At 71.0% G+C, this 12,399-nt stretch carries 14 protein-coding genes; 6 read left to right on the forward strand and 8 right to left on the reverse strand.

What is annotated here, in order from left to right:
• The first annotated feature begins 14 nt into the window (after nt 1-14).
• On the forward strand, nt 15-1,001 hold the full coding sequence (locus tag ABFY20_RS17180; RefSeq protein ID WP_368497420.1) for a DMT family transporter: 987 nt from the start codon (nt 15-17) through the stop codon (nt 999-1,001).
• A 54-nt stretch (nt 1,002-1,055) separates the two neighbouring features.
• Complete coding sequence (locus ABFY20_RS17185) at nt 1,056-1,808, forward strand: hypothetical protein (RefSeq protein WP_368497421.1); 753 nt, start codon at nt 1,056-1,058, stop codon at nt 1,806-1,808.
• On the opposite strand, the gene ABFY20_RS17190 is transcribed toward ABFY20_RS17185, so the two are convergent.
• Both ABFY20_RS17190 and ABFY20_RS17195 read right to left on the reverse strand, forming a co-directional pair.
• Nucleotides 1,802-2,464 carry a hypothetical protein gene (locus ABFY20_RS17190; protein ID WP_368497422.1) on the reverse strand — a complete coding sequence of 221 codons (663 nt, stop codon included), beginning with the start codon at nt 2,462-2,464 and terminating at the stop codon, nt 1,802-1,804. The two genes, ABFY20_RS17185 and ABFY20_RS17190, sit on opposite strands and share 7 nt — an antisense overlap.
• Entirely contained in the window at nt 2,464-3,048 is a 585-nt protein-coding gene (locus ABFY20_RS17195) for a helix-turn-helix domain-containing protein (protein WP_368497423.1), read from the reverse strand. Before ABFY20_RS17195 ends, ABFY20_RS17190 begins: the two co-directional genes overlap by 1 nt.
• Nucleotides 3,049-3,105: 57 nt before the next feature.
• Here ABFY20_RS17195 and ABFY20_RS17200 point away from each other — a divergent pair, with 57 nt between their 5' ends.
• Entirely contained in the window at nt 3,106-4,089 is a 984-nt protein-coding gene (locus ABFY20_RS17200) for an NAD(P)/FAD-dependent oxidoreductase (protein WP_368497424.1), read from the forward strand.
• 3 nt (nt 4,090-4,092) lie between these two features.
• Here the strand turns inward: ABFY20_RS17200 and ABFY20_RS17205 are convergent, their stop codons facing one another.
• Nucleotides 4,093-4,917 (reverse strand): SDR family oxidoreductase, encoded by an 825-nt coding sequence (locus ABFY20_RS17205; RefSeq protein WP_368497425.1) that lies wholly within the window; start codon nt 4,915-4,917, stop codon nt 4,093-4,095.
• A gap of 78 nt (nt 4,918-4,995) precedes the next feature.
• Between ABFY20_RS17205 and ABFY20_RS17210 the strand changes: the two genes are divergently transcribed.
• Nucleotides 4,996-6,243: a Bcr/CflA family efflux MFS transporter gene (locus ABFY20_RS17210; protein ID WP_368497426.1), complete on the forward strand. Its 1,248-nt coding sequence runs from the start codon at nt 4,996-4,998 to the stop codon at nt 6,241-6,243.
• Nucleotides 6,244-6,246: 3 nt separating this feature from the next.
• Here ABFY20_RS17210 and ABFY20_RS17215 read toward each other — a convergent pair whose 3' ends face one another.
• Entirely contained in the window at nt 6,247-6,942 is a 696-nt protein-coding gene (locus ABFY20_RS17215; protein ID WP_368497427.1) for a TetR/AcrR family transcriptional regulator, read from the reverse strand.
• Between the two features lie 75 nt (nt 6,943-7,017).
• Between ABFY20_RS17215 and ABFY20_RS17220 the strand changes: the two genes are divergently transcribed.
• On the forward strand, nt 7,018-8,316 hold the full coding sequence (locus ABFY20_RS17220) for a glycosyltransferase (RefSeq protein WP_368497428.1): 1,299 nt from the start codon (nt 7,018-7,020) through the stop codon (nt 8,314-8,316).
• Nucleotides 8,317-8,372: 56 nt separating this feature from the next.
• Here the strand turns inward: ABFY20_RS17220 and ABFY20_RS17225 are convergent, their stop codons facing one another.
• Genes ABFY20_RS17225 through soxR form a run of 3 tightly spaced genes read right to left on the reverse strand, consistent with a single transcriptional unit; the run spans nt 8,373 to nt 10,213 of the window.
• A complete protein-coding gene (locus tag ABFY20_RS17225; protein ID WP_368497429.1) occupies nt 8,373-9,224 on the reverse strand; it encodes a PPK2 family polyphosphate kinase in 852 nt (283 codons plus the stop codon).
• Between the two features lie 48 nt (nt 9,225-9,272).
• Complete coding sequence (locus ABFY20_RS17230) at nt 9,273-9,737, reverse strand: N-acetyltransferase family protein (RefSeq protein ID WP_368497430.1); 465 nt, start codon at nt 9,735-9,737, stop codon at nt 9,273-9,275.
• A 20-nt stretch (nt 9,738-9,757) separates the two neighbouring features.
• On the reverse strand, nt 9,758-10,213 hold the full coding sequence (gene soxR / locus ABFY20_RS17235) for a redox-sensitive transcriptional activator SoxR (protein ID WP_368497431.1): 456 nt from the start codon (nt 10,211-10,213) through the stop codon (nt 9,758-9,760).
• 52 nt (nt 10,214-10,265) lie between these two features.
• On the opposite strand from soxR, the gene ABFY20_RS17240 reads away from it, so the two are divergent.
• Nucleotides 10,266-10,886 carry a superoxide dismutase gene (locus tag ABFY20_RS17240; protein ID WP_368497432.1) on the forward strand — a complete coding sequence of 207 codons (621 nt, stop codon included), beginning with the start codon at nt 10,266-10,268 and terminating at the stop codon, nt 10,884-10,886.
• A gap of 100 nt (nt 10,887-10,986) precedes the next feature.
• Here ABFY20_RS17240 and ABFY20_RS17245 read toward each other — a convergent pair whose 3' ends face one another.
• Complete coding sequence (locus ABFY20_RS17245; RefSeq protein WP_368497433.1) at nt 10,987-12,399, reverse strand: amidohydrolase family protein; 1,413 nt, start codon at nt 12,397-12,399, stop codon at nt 10,987-10,989.

Genomic DNA, 12,399 nt, shown 5'->3' on the forward strand with positions numbered 1-12,399 from the left:
GACAGGCCGGCGCCATGACCTCCTCCCCCACTTCCCACCGCACCTCGGGGCTGATCTTCGCGCTCGCCGCGGCCGCCGCCTTCGCCACCAGCGGCCCGTTCGTGAAACCGCTGCTGGACTCGGGCTGGTCGCCAGCCGCCGCGGTCGCCGTGCGCGCCGGAGCCGGCGGCCTGGTGCTGCTCGTGCCCGCGCTCATCGCCCTGCGCGGGCGCTACCACCTGCTCCTCTCGTCGTGGAAGCTCATCGTGGGCTACGCCGTCATCGCCGTGGTGGGCTCGCAGGTGTTCTACTTCGCGTCCATCCAGTACCTCCCCGTCGGGGTGGCGCTCCTCATCGAGTACACGGCACCCATCCTCCTCGTGCTGCTCGCGTGGGGGCGCAGCCGGATCGCACCCGCACTCCTCACCGTCGCGGGAGCCGTGCTGAGCGTGGCGGGCCTCGTGCTGGTGATCAATCCGTCGGGCGGCGGCGGTCTGCACCCGCTCGGCATCCTGTTCGCGGTGCTCGCCGCGCTGTGCCTGGCCGGCTACTACCTCATCGCAGCGCTCCCCACCGGCGAGCTGCCCCCGGTCACCCTGGTGAGCGTCGGGCTCATCGGCGGGTCGGTCGCGCTGGCCGCGGTGGGGGCGACCGGGCTGGTGCCGCTCGCCATCGCCTTCGACGAGGTCGACATCGCCGGGTTCGGCGAAGTGCCGTGGTTCGCACCGATGGCCGTCGTCGTGCTGGTGGCCACAGCCTTCGCCTACTTCGCGAGCCTCATCGGGGCCGGCCGCCTCGGCTCACGTCTGGCGTCGTTCGTCGGGTTGCTCGAGGTGCTGTTCGCGGTGCTCTTCGCCTGGCTGCTGCTCGGCGAGGTTCCGACGCTCGTGCAGGCGCTCGGCGGCGCGCTCATCGTGGCGGGGGTGGTGTGCGTGCGGATGCAGCGGGAGACGGTCCTGGTGGAGCCCGCGACGCCCGATCCGCTTCCCGATCCGGCCGCGACGGGAGTAGGCAGGGAGTAGACCCGCATCCGGGCAGGGGCCGAGCGGGAACCCACCCAGAGGAAGGACGCCTCCATGAGCCAGCCGACCGAGAGCCAGCCGACCGAGAGCCAGCCGACCGGGCCCGAGCACCCCGACGCCAACGTCGGATGGGGATCGCCCACGCAGTCGACCGAGCCGCCCTCGACGCCGGGCACACCGCCCACAGAGCCGCCGACGGCGCCACCGAGCGCACCCTCCGCTCCCCCGGCAGCTCCCCCGAGCACGCCGCCGGCACCGCCGCAGTTCTCGGGGCAGGCGCAGCAGGGCTACGGCGCGCCCGCACAGCCGCATCCCGGGTACGGCGGGCAGGAGCAACGGCACCCCGGGTACGGCAACCAGCCACAGCATCCGGGATACGGTGCGCCGCAGGCAACTCAGGCTCAACCGCGCCACCCCGGGTACGGGGCGAACCCGTCGGAGCAGCAGCACGCATTCGGAGCCCCCACCTCCGGCAGCACCTCGGCGAACGGTCTCGCACGCAACCGTCTCGGCCTGGTCGCACTCATCCTCGGGGCGATTCCGTCGGTGCTCGGGCTGATCTTCCTGCTCGCGCAGGCGGCGATGATCGCAGGCGGCGATCCTTACTCCGTCGGCACACTGTCGGGGGTGGCGATGGTGCTGAACGGGCTGCTCGGTCTCGCCGCGCTGATCGTCGGTCTCATCGCACTCACCCGGCGTGGGCTGGGCAAGGCCCTCGCGGCGGCGGGCACCGCGCTGGGCGCCGCCACGCTCGTCGGAGTGCTCGGCAACCTCCTCTACGCGGCGAGCTTCCAGCTGTTCTACTGAGCCTGATCGACGAGCGTGGGTTGAACCGGCGTACCCTGCCTGATCGTCGTCACCAGGTCGACGGCCGACGGTCGTGGGGGCGCCGAGCCGAATCCGAAGCCCACGGGCGGGTCGAGCGGACCGAAGGCCCCGAGGTCCCTCCCCTCGAGCGCCGCCTCGGCCCAGGCCAGCTCACGCACCGCGGTGACCCCGTAGTACTCGCGACGAGAGCCGCCCGCCGTTCCCGCGGTGTGCACCCCGGGCATCACGGCCGCGGCGACGGGGTCGATGGCCGCGAGCCATCGCGGGTGGGTGGCGAGCCGTGCGGGAACCGACCGCAGCAGGAGGCCGAGCGCCGTAGGACGGCCGACGGCGACGTTCACGGCGAGGCGGCCGGCATGGATGCCGACGAGCCGGCTGCTGCCCCCGAACCGCACCGGCACCACCCGCACCTCGTCGAACCGGTAGGTGGCGGAGACGAAATCGGCGACCTCGGGCGACGGCGCCAGAAGGATGCGATGGCCCGCAGCATCCTGCACCATCACGTCGGCGAAACGCCCGAACGGCGAGCTGCGCCAGAGGCCCACCACGATGCGGGTTCCCGAGGCGGTGCCGAAGCCGACGATGGTTCCGCCGAACCGCACGGCGTCACCGGGGCGCAGCTCGCCGGGGCCCATCAGCGACCCACCCGCCGGTCGGGTTCGGTCTGCGCCCGCACGTGGATGCGCTCGCCGTCGCGGCTGAAGATGCACATCATCTCGACCGGCTGGTCGTCGGCGCAGCCGAGCCAGTGCGGGATGCGCGTGGCGAATTCCGCCGCCTCGCCCGGCCTCAGCACGAGGTCGTGGTCGCCGAGCAGCAGGCGCAGGTTGCCCGAGAGCACGTAGAGCCATTCGAACCCGTCGTGGGTGCGCTGCATCGGAACCTCACCCGCCACCGGGGTGAGCACCATGCGCACGGTCTGCGTGGGCGAGTTCTCGCGGGAGAGCCAGTAGGTGCTCGCCCCGGGCCTACGGGAGTGCCGGGGCTCGACCCGCGGGTCGGGCACCGCGTCGGAGACGAGGTCGTCGAGGGTCACCTCGAGTGCCGACGCGAGCGGGATGAGCAGGTCGAGGTTCGGCTGCCGCTTGCCCGACTCGAGCCGCGAGAGGGTGCTCACCGAGATTCCCGTCTCGGCTGAGACCTCGGCGAGGGTGGAGTCGCGGTTCACCCGGGCGGCACGAAGTCGGCTGCCGATGCGTTCGGCTCGGGTCGGATCCATGTTGCTATTTCAGCACAGAGCTTTGCGATTCGCCACCATCTCGGCGAGCGTTGGGGCATGACAGAAGACAGCTTCGATGTGATCATCGTCGGCGGCGGCTCCGCCGGGCTCAGCGCGGCCCTCGTGCTCTCACGCGCCAGGAGGAAGGTCGCGGTGATCGATGCCGGACTCCCCCGCAACCGCTTCGCCGCGCACATGCACGGCTTCCTCACCCGCGACGGCATCCCGCCGCTCGAACTGCTCGAACTCGGGCGCGCCGAGGTGGTCGGCTACGGCGCGACCATCGTGCAGGGGCGGGCAGAGGCCGTGAGCGGGAGCGCGGGGGCGTTCGCGGTGAGCGTCGTCGGCGCGAGCGGGGCAGACGAAACCGGCCCGCGCATCCTCACCGGTCGCCGGCTCGTGATCGCCACGGGTCTGACCGACGAGCTCCCCGCGATTCCCGGACTCGCCGAGCAATGGGGGCGCGGCGCGTTCGCCTGCCCCTACTGCGACGGCTGGGAGAACCGCGACTCCCGCATCGCCGTACTCGCCACCGGACCGCAGAGCGCGCACCAGGCGTCGCTGCTGCGGCAGTGGTCGTCGCAGGTGGCGTTCGTCGGGCCGCAGGCCGCTTCGCTCGACGCCGAGACCCGCCGGGGATTCGAAGCGCGGGGCATCGAGATCGTCGACACCGCGCTGCAGGAGCTCGTCGCCGACGAGGCGGGCGAGCTCGTGGGGCTCCGCCTCGGCGACGGATCGGTGCGTGAGTTCGACGTGGTGTTCGCCGGACCGCGCATGGTGAACAACGACGCCCTGCTCGACCAGCTCGGAGCAGCGAAGGGCGACGCCTACGGCGAGTGGGTCGCCTCCGACTTCACCGGGCTGACCTCGGTGCCGGGAGTGTGGGTGGCGGGCAACGCCGCCTTCCCCGGCGCACTCGTGCCGGTCGCCGTGGCGGCGGGCGTCATGGCCGCCACCATGATCAACGCCGACCTCGTCGGCGACGACACCCGGCAGGCGGTCGAGGCGCTCGAGAGAGTCGAGGCGCTCGATCAGGCCTGATCGTCAGCCCTGCGCCAGCTCCGAGACCTCCTGCCACGCCTCCCACTCCGCGAGACGGCTCTCGTAGTCGGCCTTCGCGACCTGGAGCGGGCTCGACCCGAAGAACACGCGCAGCGGCGGCTCCTCGGCGTCGACCACGCGGAGGATGGCCGCGGCCGAGGCGTTCGGGTCGCCGGGTGACGCCACCCGCGACCTGCGCGCCTCGGCCGACGCGGCGTGAACCTCGGCGTAGTCGGGGAGCTCGGCCGCGTGCTTCGCCGAGGCTCCGCCCCAGTCGGTGCTGAAGCCGCCGGGCTCGACGAGCGTCACCTTCACCCCGAACGGCGCGACCTCCTGGGCGAGCGCCTGCGAGAACCCCTCGAGCGCCCACTTGGAGGCGTTGTAGACGCCGATGTTCGCGAAAGCCGAGATGCCGCCGATCGACGACACCTGCACGAGGTGACCGCCACCCTGCCTGCGAAGCACGGGAAGGGCGGCCTGGGTCACCCAGAACGCGCCGAACACGTTGGTCTCGAACTGGTCGCGCACCTCCTTCTCGCTGAGCTCCTCGATGAAGCCGAACTGGCCGTACCCGGCGTTGTTCACGACGACGTCGAGGCGCTCGAAGCGCTCGACCGCCTGCTCGACGGCCGCGAAGTCGGCCTCGCGGTCGGTGACGTCGAGCTGAAGGGGGAGGATGCGGTCGCCGAACCGCTCGACCAGATCGTCGAGCGACGAGACGTCGCGCGCCGTAGCCGCGACGCTGTCGCCGCGTTCGAGAGCCGCGGTCGCCCACTCCCGGCCGAAGCCGCGCGAGGTACCGGTGATGAACCACACCTTCTGAGCCATGGGAATCCCTTCGATCGGCGTGATGCCGCACCACGCGTCACCACTACACTGGCCCAAAGCCGAGGGGGGCGGGAGACCATGGGTGCCGACACGTCACGCACCGTCACCGGAGGGGCGCCGGGGCTGCCGAGCAGACGACTGCTCGTCGCCATGCTGCTCGGCGTCATCCCGCTCAGCCAGTTCCCGATCGACGTCTACACCCCCGCCATCCCGGCGATGGTCGCGGAGTTCGGCACGAGCAACACGGTCATCCAGAACTCCGTCTCGGCCTACGTGCTCGGCATGGCGCTTGGACTCCTGCCGGTCGGCATCATCGCCGACGCCCGGGGCCGCAAGCCCACCCTGCTGGTGTGCCTGGCGCTCCTCGTGCTGGCGAGCATCGGCATCGCCGTCACCGACGAGGTGTGGCTGCTGCTCGTGCTGCGCTTCGTGCAGGGAGTCGGCGGATGCGCGTGCATGGTCGTCGTGTACGCCATCGCCGCCGACACCTCGCGCGGCCCCCAGCTCACCTCGCTGTCGGGCTGGCTCGGCGCCTCGTGGGGGCTCGCGCCCGTGATCGCCCCGGCGATCGGGGGACTCCTCGTGCAGTTCGTCTCCTGGCGGGTGATCTTCGGCCTCATCGCCGCGCTCGGCGTCGTCGCCCTCCTCGTCGTCTGGCGGCTACTGCCCGAGACGCTCGCCGCGGGCAAGGAGACCCCGATCCGGCCCGGCGTGATCGCCCGTGTGCTGGGCAGCGCCTTCCGGCGCACCCTGTTCGTGGGCCTGACCTTGGTGTTCGCCGTGTTCGCGAGCGCCCAACTGCTGTTCGGCACCATCGCCCCCGTCGTCTACCAGAACGCGCTGGGGGTGCCGCCCGCCGCCTACGGGCTGATCGCCCTCCTCGTGGGCGCCGCGAACCTCGCCGGGGAGCTCGCCACCGGTGCCCTGGCGACGCGCGTGTCGTCGCGCACCCTGGGTTTTTCGGCGCTGGCGTCGTTCGGCGTCGGGGCGATCATCCTCGCCGCCAGCGGCGTGCTGGTGGGGCCCGATCTCGTGCTCATCACCCTCGGCGGCGTGTTCGTGATGCTCGGCTGCGGTGCGCTCTGCCCGCTGGCGTACGGCCTCGCGCTCGGGCTCTTCGACCGCAATCTCGGACTCATCGGCGGGCTCACGAGCGCCGTCTGCTACCTCTTCGTCGCCCTCACCATGGCCTCTGCGGCGGGCTTGCCCGACACCAGCCAGACACCGATGGGGTTCATCTACCTGGGCTGCCTCGCCGCGGGCGCGGTGCTGCTGGTGCTGTGCCTGAGGAAGCGGTCTCCGGAACCGGCGGCCGCGGCGCCGTGACCGTCAGGCCGTGAAGATCACGCGGCCGAGCACCTCGCGCAGCCACTCCTCGTAGCGCTTCATGCTCCAGCCCGACTGCTCCACCAGCTGTTGGTGGCTCTCGGGCGAGACCAGGAACGAGAGCGCGGCGGCGAGCTCGGCGCGCCGTTTCGGCGGGGTGTCGGCGGCGACGAGACCGCGCCGCACGAGCTCGTCGACGGCGGCGGCGAAGTCTTTGCGCCGGCGGGCCAGCAGGTCGTCGAGCGACTCCTTCACCAACGGGTCTGACGACGCCGCGCTCAGGAAGCTCGCCCACAGCCCGCTGGTGCGGCGGTTCGCCTCGGCCACGAAGTGGAGGTAGCCGCGCAGGAACTCCTCGTCGTCGACCCGGGAACGGATGTCGCGGCCGACCTCGCGCTCGGCGATCGTCTCCCGCCCCTCGCTGCCGCTGAACGCCTGCTCGAAGGCCCCCATCAGCAGTTCGCGCTTCGGCCCGTTGAGCTTCACGGTCTCGACCGAGACGCCGGCCGCAGCGGCGATGTCGGCGAGTGAGGTTCCCGCGTAGCCGCTCGCGGCGAAGCACGACGCGGCGGCGTCGAGGATGCGCTGGCGGGTGTTCGCCGCCTGCTCCGCCCGCAGAGCCGAGGTGTAGGAGCGCGGCGCGGCGGACGCCGCGCGGGCTCCCGGGCGACGCACGGCGGAACTTCGCGAATCGGGCATATTGACTATCCTTCCGGTGTAGTGAATACTACTTCGGTATAGCCGAGTTTAGGGCACGAACACGAGGTGGGGGCCATGTCGTCTTATCTTCTTTGCAGCACACCGGTGCACGGGCACGTCACTCCGCTGCTCGCCGTGGCGCGGCATCTGGTCGGCCGCGGGCACCGGGTGCGCTTGCTCACCGGGGCCCGCTACCGCGCATCCGTCGAGTCGACCGGCACTGTCTTCCTTCAGTTGCCCGCCGAGGCCGACTACGACGACAGCGACATGAACGCCTCGTTCCCCGAGCGTGCGGGGCTGTCGGGGCCGGCCGGCATCCGGTTCGACCTGGCCACGATCTTCCTCAGGCCGGCGCCGGCGCAGCTCGCCGCGATCGATGAGGCGCTGGCTGCCGAGCCCGTCGACGCGATCCTGCTCGAGAGCCTGTTCCTCGGATCGCTCCCCCTGCTCGACCGCCCACTCGGGGCAAGGCCGCCCGTGGTGAACCTCGGCATCGTGCCGCTCGCGCTCGACAGCGTCGACACCGCGCCGTTCGGCCTCGGCATCCCGCCCCGGGCCGGTCTCGCGGGCCGCGTGCGCAACCGCCTGCTCGCGTTCGTGTCACAGAAGATCGTGTTCGCCCCGGTGCAGAAGGCAGCGAAGCGGATGATGCGGGCCACCACCGGGCACGAGCTCGAGACCTTCTTCATGAGCACGCCCGCGCAGGCCGACGCCATCGTGCAGTTCACGGTGCCCTCGTTCGAGTACCCCCGCAGCGACCTGCCCGAGAAGGTGCACTTCGTCGGGCCGCTGGCCCGCACCGCGCCGTCGACGACCTCCCTGCCCGAGTGGTGGGGCGAACTCGACGGGTCGCGGCCGGTGGTGCACGTCACCCAGGGCACGGTGGCCAATCGCGACTGGAACGAGCTCGTCGCTCCGGCCATCGCCGGGCTCGCCCACGACGACGTGCTCGTGGTGGTGAGCACCGGGGGCCGGGCGGTCGAGACGCTGCCGCATCCGCTGCCCGCCAACGTGCGCGCGGCGTCGTACCTGCCCTACGACAAGCTGCTGCCCCTCACCTCGGTGCTCGTCACGAACGGCGGCTACGGCGGGGTGCACTACGCCATGGAGCACGGCGTGCCGCTCGTCGTCGCGGGAACCACGGAGGACAAGATCGAGGTCACGGCCCGCGTCGCCTGGTCGGGCGTCGGCGTGAACCTGCGCACCAGCACGCCGAGCGCCGAAGCGGTGGCCTCCGCGGTGCGCGAGGTGCTCGCCCGCCCGGGCTACCGGGAGGCCAGCGCCCGCATCGGGCGCGACATCGCCGCGTCGCCGGGGCTGGCCGGCCTCGACGCGGTGCTCGAGTCGCTCAGCGCGACGACGCGGCAGGGCTGACGCTACGGGCCCGGCACCGGTCGGGAGCCGGTGCAGTCGGGCCGGTGCAGGCGCGCTCACGTCGAGAGCAGGCGCGCCCGCTGCTCGTCGATGTCGTAGTCGGGAGCAGGCCAGCCGAGCTCGAGTGCGCCGATCGCCTCGGCGAGCAGCTGCTGCACGGCCAGCGCCGAGTACCACTTGTGGTCGGCCGGCACGATGTGCCACGGCGCGTGCTCGGTGCTCGTGCGGTCGATGGCCACCTCGTAGGCGTCTTGGAACGACGGCCAGAGCGCACGGTCGTCGACGTCGGCGGTGCTGAACTTCCAGTGCTTGTCGCTGCGTTCGAGGCGCCGGAGCAGCCGGTTCTTCTGCTCGTCGACCCCGAGGTGCAGGAAGGCCTTCACGATGGTGGTTCCCGACTCGACGAGCTTCTTCTCGAACTCGTTGATCTGCTCGTAGCGCGACTCGAGCTCTTCGGGAGCGACCAGCCCGTGCACGCGCGGCACGAGCACGTCTTCGTAGTGCGAGCGATCGAACACCCCGATGAACCCCGGCGCCGGGAGCCGCTTCTCGACCCGCCAGAGGAACGGATGCGCGAGCTCCTCCTCGGTCGGCTTCTTGAAGGCGTGGTGGGCGAGGCCCTGCGGGTCCATCGGGCCGGCCACCCGCTTCACCACGCCGCCCTTGCCCGCCGTGTCCATGCCCTGGAGCACCAGGAGCACCGCATGCTCACCGCCGAACAGGCTGGCGGCGAACAGCTGCTCCTGCTGCTTCGCGAGCGAGCGGGCGGTGCCGGCGAACACTTCCTCGGCGGCGTCCTTGTCGGTGATGCCTGGGGTCGCTCCGGTGGCCAGGCTCGCCAGCTCGACGGGCGTCTTCGCCCGCAGACGGTCGCTCCAGGGCGAGGTCGATGTGGAGTGCTTGCTCATCGCCTCACACTAGCGAGCGCAGCATCCGCCTGCCCATCATCCGACCGCTCAGAGTTGTTTGGACATGTTGATGGCCGTCACCTCGTAGCCCAGTGTGGAGTACAGACGCTGCGCCACCGTGTTGTGCCCGAACACGTTGAGCCCGAGCTTCACCGCACCGGCCTCGCGAGCCACCTCCTCGGCCAGCAGCATCGCCGCGCGCCCGAGACCCTTGCCGCGGTGCTGCTCGTCGATCTCGACGTCGAACACCCACCAGTCGAACGGATGCTCGGCCGACATCGGTCCGAGCCACAGCCACCCGACGGGGTCGCCGTCGTGAACCACCCGCAGCACCTGATGGCCCGCAGCGGGCCGGCCGCCGGGGAAGTACTGCTCGTTCGACTCGGCGACCCGCTGCTCGGCGTACTCGCGGGAGTCACCGGCCCTCATTCGTTCGACGAGGTACTCGGCGTTGGCGTGGGCGAGGTAGGCGGCGAGCTCTGGCTCGGCGATCGACACGACGGTGGTGGCCATGCTCGAACCCTAGCGAGGGCTCAGTCGATCGACCAGCGCACCGCGCCAGGGCCGGAGGCGCCGAGCACGTCGTCGGGGTTGCGGAGCGCGCAGGTGGTGAGGCTGAGGCAGCCGCAGCCGATGCATCCGTCGAGTTCGCCGCGCAGGTGCTGCAGGTCGGCGATGCGCGCGTCGAGGCGGCTGCCCCAGTCCGCCGAGATACGGGCCCAGTCGGCGCGCGTGGGGGTGCGCCCGTCGGGCAGCGACTCGAGCGCCGCCCTGATGTCGGCGAGGGTCATGCCCACTCGCTGCGAGGTGCGGATGAACGCCACCCGGCGCAGCACCTCCCGGCGGTACCGGCGCTGGTTGCCCGCCGTGCGCTCGGAGGAGATCAGCCCGTGCTGCTCGTAGAAGCGCAGCGCCGACACCGAGATGCCGCTGCGAGCTGCGAGCTCGCCGATGGCCAGCAGACTGCGGGCCGGATCGACGCTGGGCATGAGCTGCGACCTCCTTGACCTCAACGGTACTCGAGGTTCTAACGTGGATTCCATGACTGAGTACACGCTGCCCGACCTTCCCTACGACTACGCCGCGCTCGAGCCCCACATCTCGGGCAAGATCATGCAGCTGCACCACGACAAGCACCACGCCACCTACGTCGCCGGCGCGAACACCGCCCTCGCCGCACTGACCGAAGCCAGCGAGACCGGCAACCTCGCGAACGTGAACAAGCTCGAGAAGGACCTCGCCTTCAACCTCGGCGGCCACGTCAACCACTCGATCTTCTGGACCAACCTCACCCCTACCACTCAGACCCCCGAAGGCGAACTCAAAGCCGCCATCGACGACCGCTTCGGCTCGTTCGAGAAGTTCCAGGCAGCGTTCACCGCCGTCGCCCTCGGCGTGCAGGGCTCCGGCTGGGCCGTGCTCGGCTACGACGTCATCGGCGGCAACCTGTCCCTGTTCCAGCTCTTCGACCAGCAGGGCAACATCCCCGCCGGCGTCGTGCCCCTGTTCATGCTCGACGTCTGGGAGCACGCCTACTACCTCGACTACCTCAACGTGCGCGCCGACTACATCAAGGCCGTCTGGAACATCGCCAACTGGGAGAACGTCGCAGCCCGCCTCGACGCCGCCCGCCAGAAGACCTCGGGCCTCATCACCCTCTAGGCAATCGGCCCCTCTTCCTCCTCGCGACTCGCCACAATCCGGGCATCCTTCGGGATGTCGACCCGGATTCCGGCGAGTCGCGAGAAGTTTGTGGGGGGGGTTACCAGGCGAGGCGCTCGGTGGAGCGGGGCGCGGTGCGGGCGGCGACGGCACGGGTGCGGGAGTGCAGCTCGGCCGAGGCCCGAACGGCGAGCGGATGCGTCGACTCGCCGTTCTCGGAGACCAGCTCGCCGCCCACGTAGACCTTCTTGAGGTTGCGGAGGCTCATCGCGAAGACGTAGTGGGCGACGACGTCCCACACCGGACCGGTCTCGGGAGAGCGGGGGTCGACGACGAGCAGGTCGGCGTGCTTGCCGACCTCGAGCGAGCCGACCCGCTCGGCCACCTGCGGGCCGAGGGCCTCTGCGGAGCCCAGGGTGTGCATCCGGAGCATCTCGCGCGGCATGACGATCGAGGCGTCCTGATTCACGGCGCGTTGCGTGTAGGCCCCGATGCGCATGTTCTGGAAGGGATCGGAGACGTCGGTGCAGCTCTGGTCGTCGAGGCCGACTCCGATCGGCATCCCGAGCTGGCGGTAGCGCGGGATGTCGGCGACCCCCGAGCCGAGCCTGCCGTTCGAAGTGGGCTGCCAGACCATGCCGGCGCCCTTCTCGGCGGCGACCCGCGACATGTAGCTGTCGGGATGCACGAAGTGCCCGAACAGGAAGCCGGGCCGGAGGGCACCCGCCTCCTCGTACCAACGGAACTTCTCGCGCTGCTGGTCGAGCGCCTCGCTGGTCTCGAGGAAGTGGGCCTGGTTGCCGATGCCGTGCGCATCCATCGCCGTCACCTCGTCGCGCGCGGTCTGCGCCGACGCCGACCACTGCACCGCGCCGAACACCGACGCGCCGAGGTCGAGCTCGGCCGGCACCTCGGCCTTCAGGTGCGCGACGGCACGGTCGAAGACCTCGAGGGCCTCATCGGCGGGCTGGAATTCGCTGTCGACGCGGATGGCGTTCATGGTGCGGATGCCGGCGTCGCGCGCCGCCTCGAACTGCTTGAAGAGGTACTCCTCCGGGCGGATGTCGTAGAGGTCGCGGGCGTCGGTGTCGGGGTCGTACTTCCCCACCACCCGTGAATCGGTGAAGTTGTAGACCGAGGTGACGCCGTTGCCGAGGAAGTCGAGGCAGCCCTGAAGGGTGAACCAGTAGATGTCGTCGGCGTCGGCGCCCGAGATGAAGACGCTCTGCTCCCCCACCCAGCCGTAGAGGTTGTCGCCGGGGGTCATGCCGCGCATCCCGCTGGTGAAGATGTGGCTGTGCGCGGAGACGAAGCCGGGGGCGACGAAGGCGCCGTCGGCGTCGAGCAGCACGTCGGCCTCGCTCGCGCGGGCCTCGGCGAGCAGCTCTGCGGGTGCCTCGCCCTCGCCCATCCCCGCGATTCGGCCGTCGTCGGAAACCGAGAGCCAGCCCTTGAACCAGTCCTGTCCGTCGGCCATCGGGAGGATCACGGCGTTCACGACGAGGAGCTTCAT

It is taken from the genome of Herbiconiux sp. A18JL235 (genome assembly GCF_040939305.1).
In the GTDB taxonomy this organism is placed as follows: domain Bacteria; phylum Actinomycetota; class Actinomycetes; order Actinomycetales; family Microbacteriaceae; genus Herbiconiux.

Coding starts and splice junctions, on each gene's coding strand:
- ABFY20_RS17180 (WP_368497420.1), top strand. CDS start 15: ATGACCTCCTCCCCCACTTCCCACCGCACCTCGGGGCTGATCTTCGCG.
- ABFY20_RS17185 (WP_368497421.1), top strand. CDS start 1,056: ATGAGCCAGCCGACCGAGAGCCAGCCGACCGAGAGCCAGCCGACCGGG.
- ABFY20_RS17190 (WP_368497422.1), bottom strand. CDS start 2,464: ATGGGCCCCGGCGAGCTGCGCCCCGGTGACGCCGTGCGGTTCGGCGGA.
- ABFY20_RS17195 (WP_368497423.1), bottom strand. CDS start 3,048: ATGGATCCGACCCGAGCCGAACGCATCGGCAGCCGACTTCGTGCCGCC.
- ABFY20_RS17200 (WP_368497424.1), top strand. CDS start 3,106: ATGACAGAAGACAGCTTCGATGTGATCATCGTCGGCGGCGGCTCCGCC.
- ABFY20_RS17205 (WP_368497425.1), bottom strand. CDS start 4,917: ATGGCTCAGAAGGTGTGGTTCATCACCGGTACCTCGCGCGGCTTCGGC.
- ABFY20_RS17210 (WP_368497426.1), top strand. CDS start 4,996: ATGGGTGCCGACACGTCACGCACCGTCACCGGAGGGGCGCCGGGGCTG.
- ABFY20_RS17215 (WP_368497427.1), bottom strand. CDS start 6,942: ATGCCCGATTCGCGAAGTTCCGCCGTGCGTCGCCCGGGAGCCCGCGCG.
- ABFY20_RS17220 (WP_368497428.1), top strand. CDS start 7,018: ATGTCGTCTTATCTTCTTTGCAGCACACCGGTGCACGGGCACGTCACT.
- ABFY20_RS17225 (WP_368497429.1), bottom strand. CDS start 9,224: ATGAGCAAGCACTCCACATCGACCTCGCCCTGGAGCGACCGTCTGCGG.
- ABFY20_RS17230 (WP_368497430.1), bottom strand. CDS start 9,737: ATGGCCACCACCGTCGTGTCGATCGCCGAGCCAGAGCTCGCCGCCTAC.
- soxR (WP_368497431.1), bottom strand. CDS start 10,213: ATGCCCAGCGTCGATCCGGCCCGCAGTCTGCTGGCCATCGGCGAGCTC.
- ABFY20_RS17240 (WP_368497432.1), top strand. CDS start 10,266: ATGACTGAGTACACGCTGCCCGACCTTCCCTACGACTACGCCGCGCTC.
- ABFY20_RS17245 (WP_368497433.1), bottom strand. CDS start 12,399: ATGAAGCTCCTCGTCGTGAACGCCGTGATCCTCCCGATGGCCGACGGA.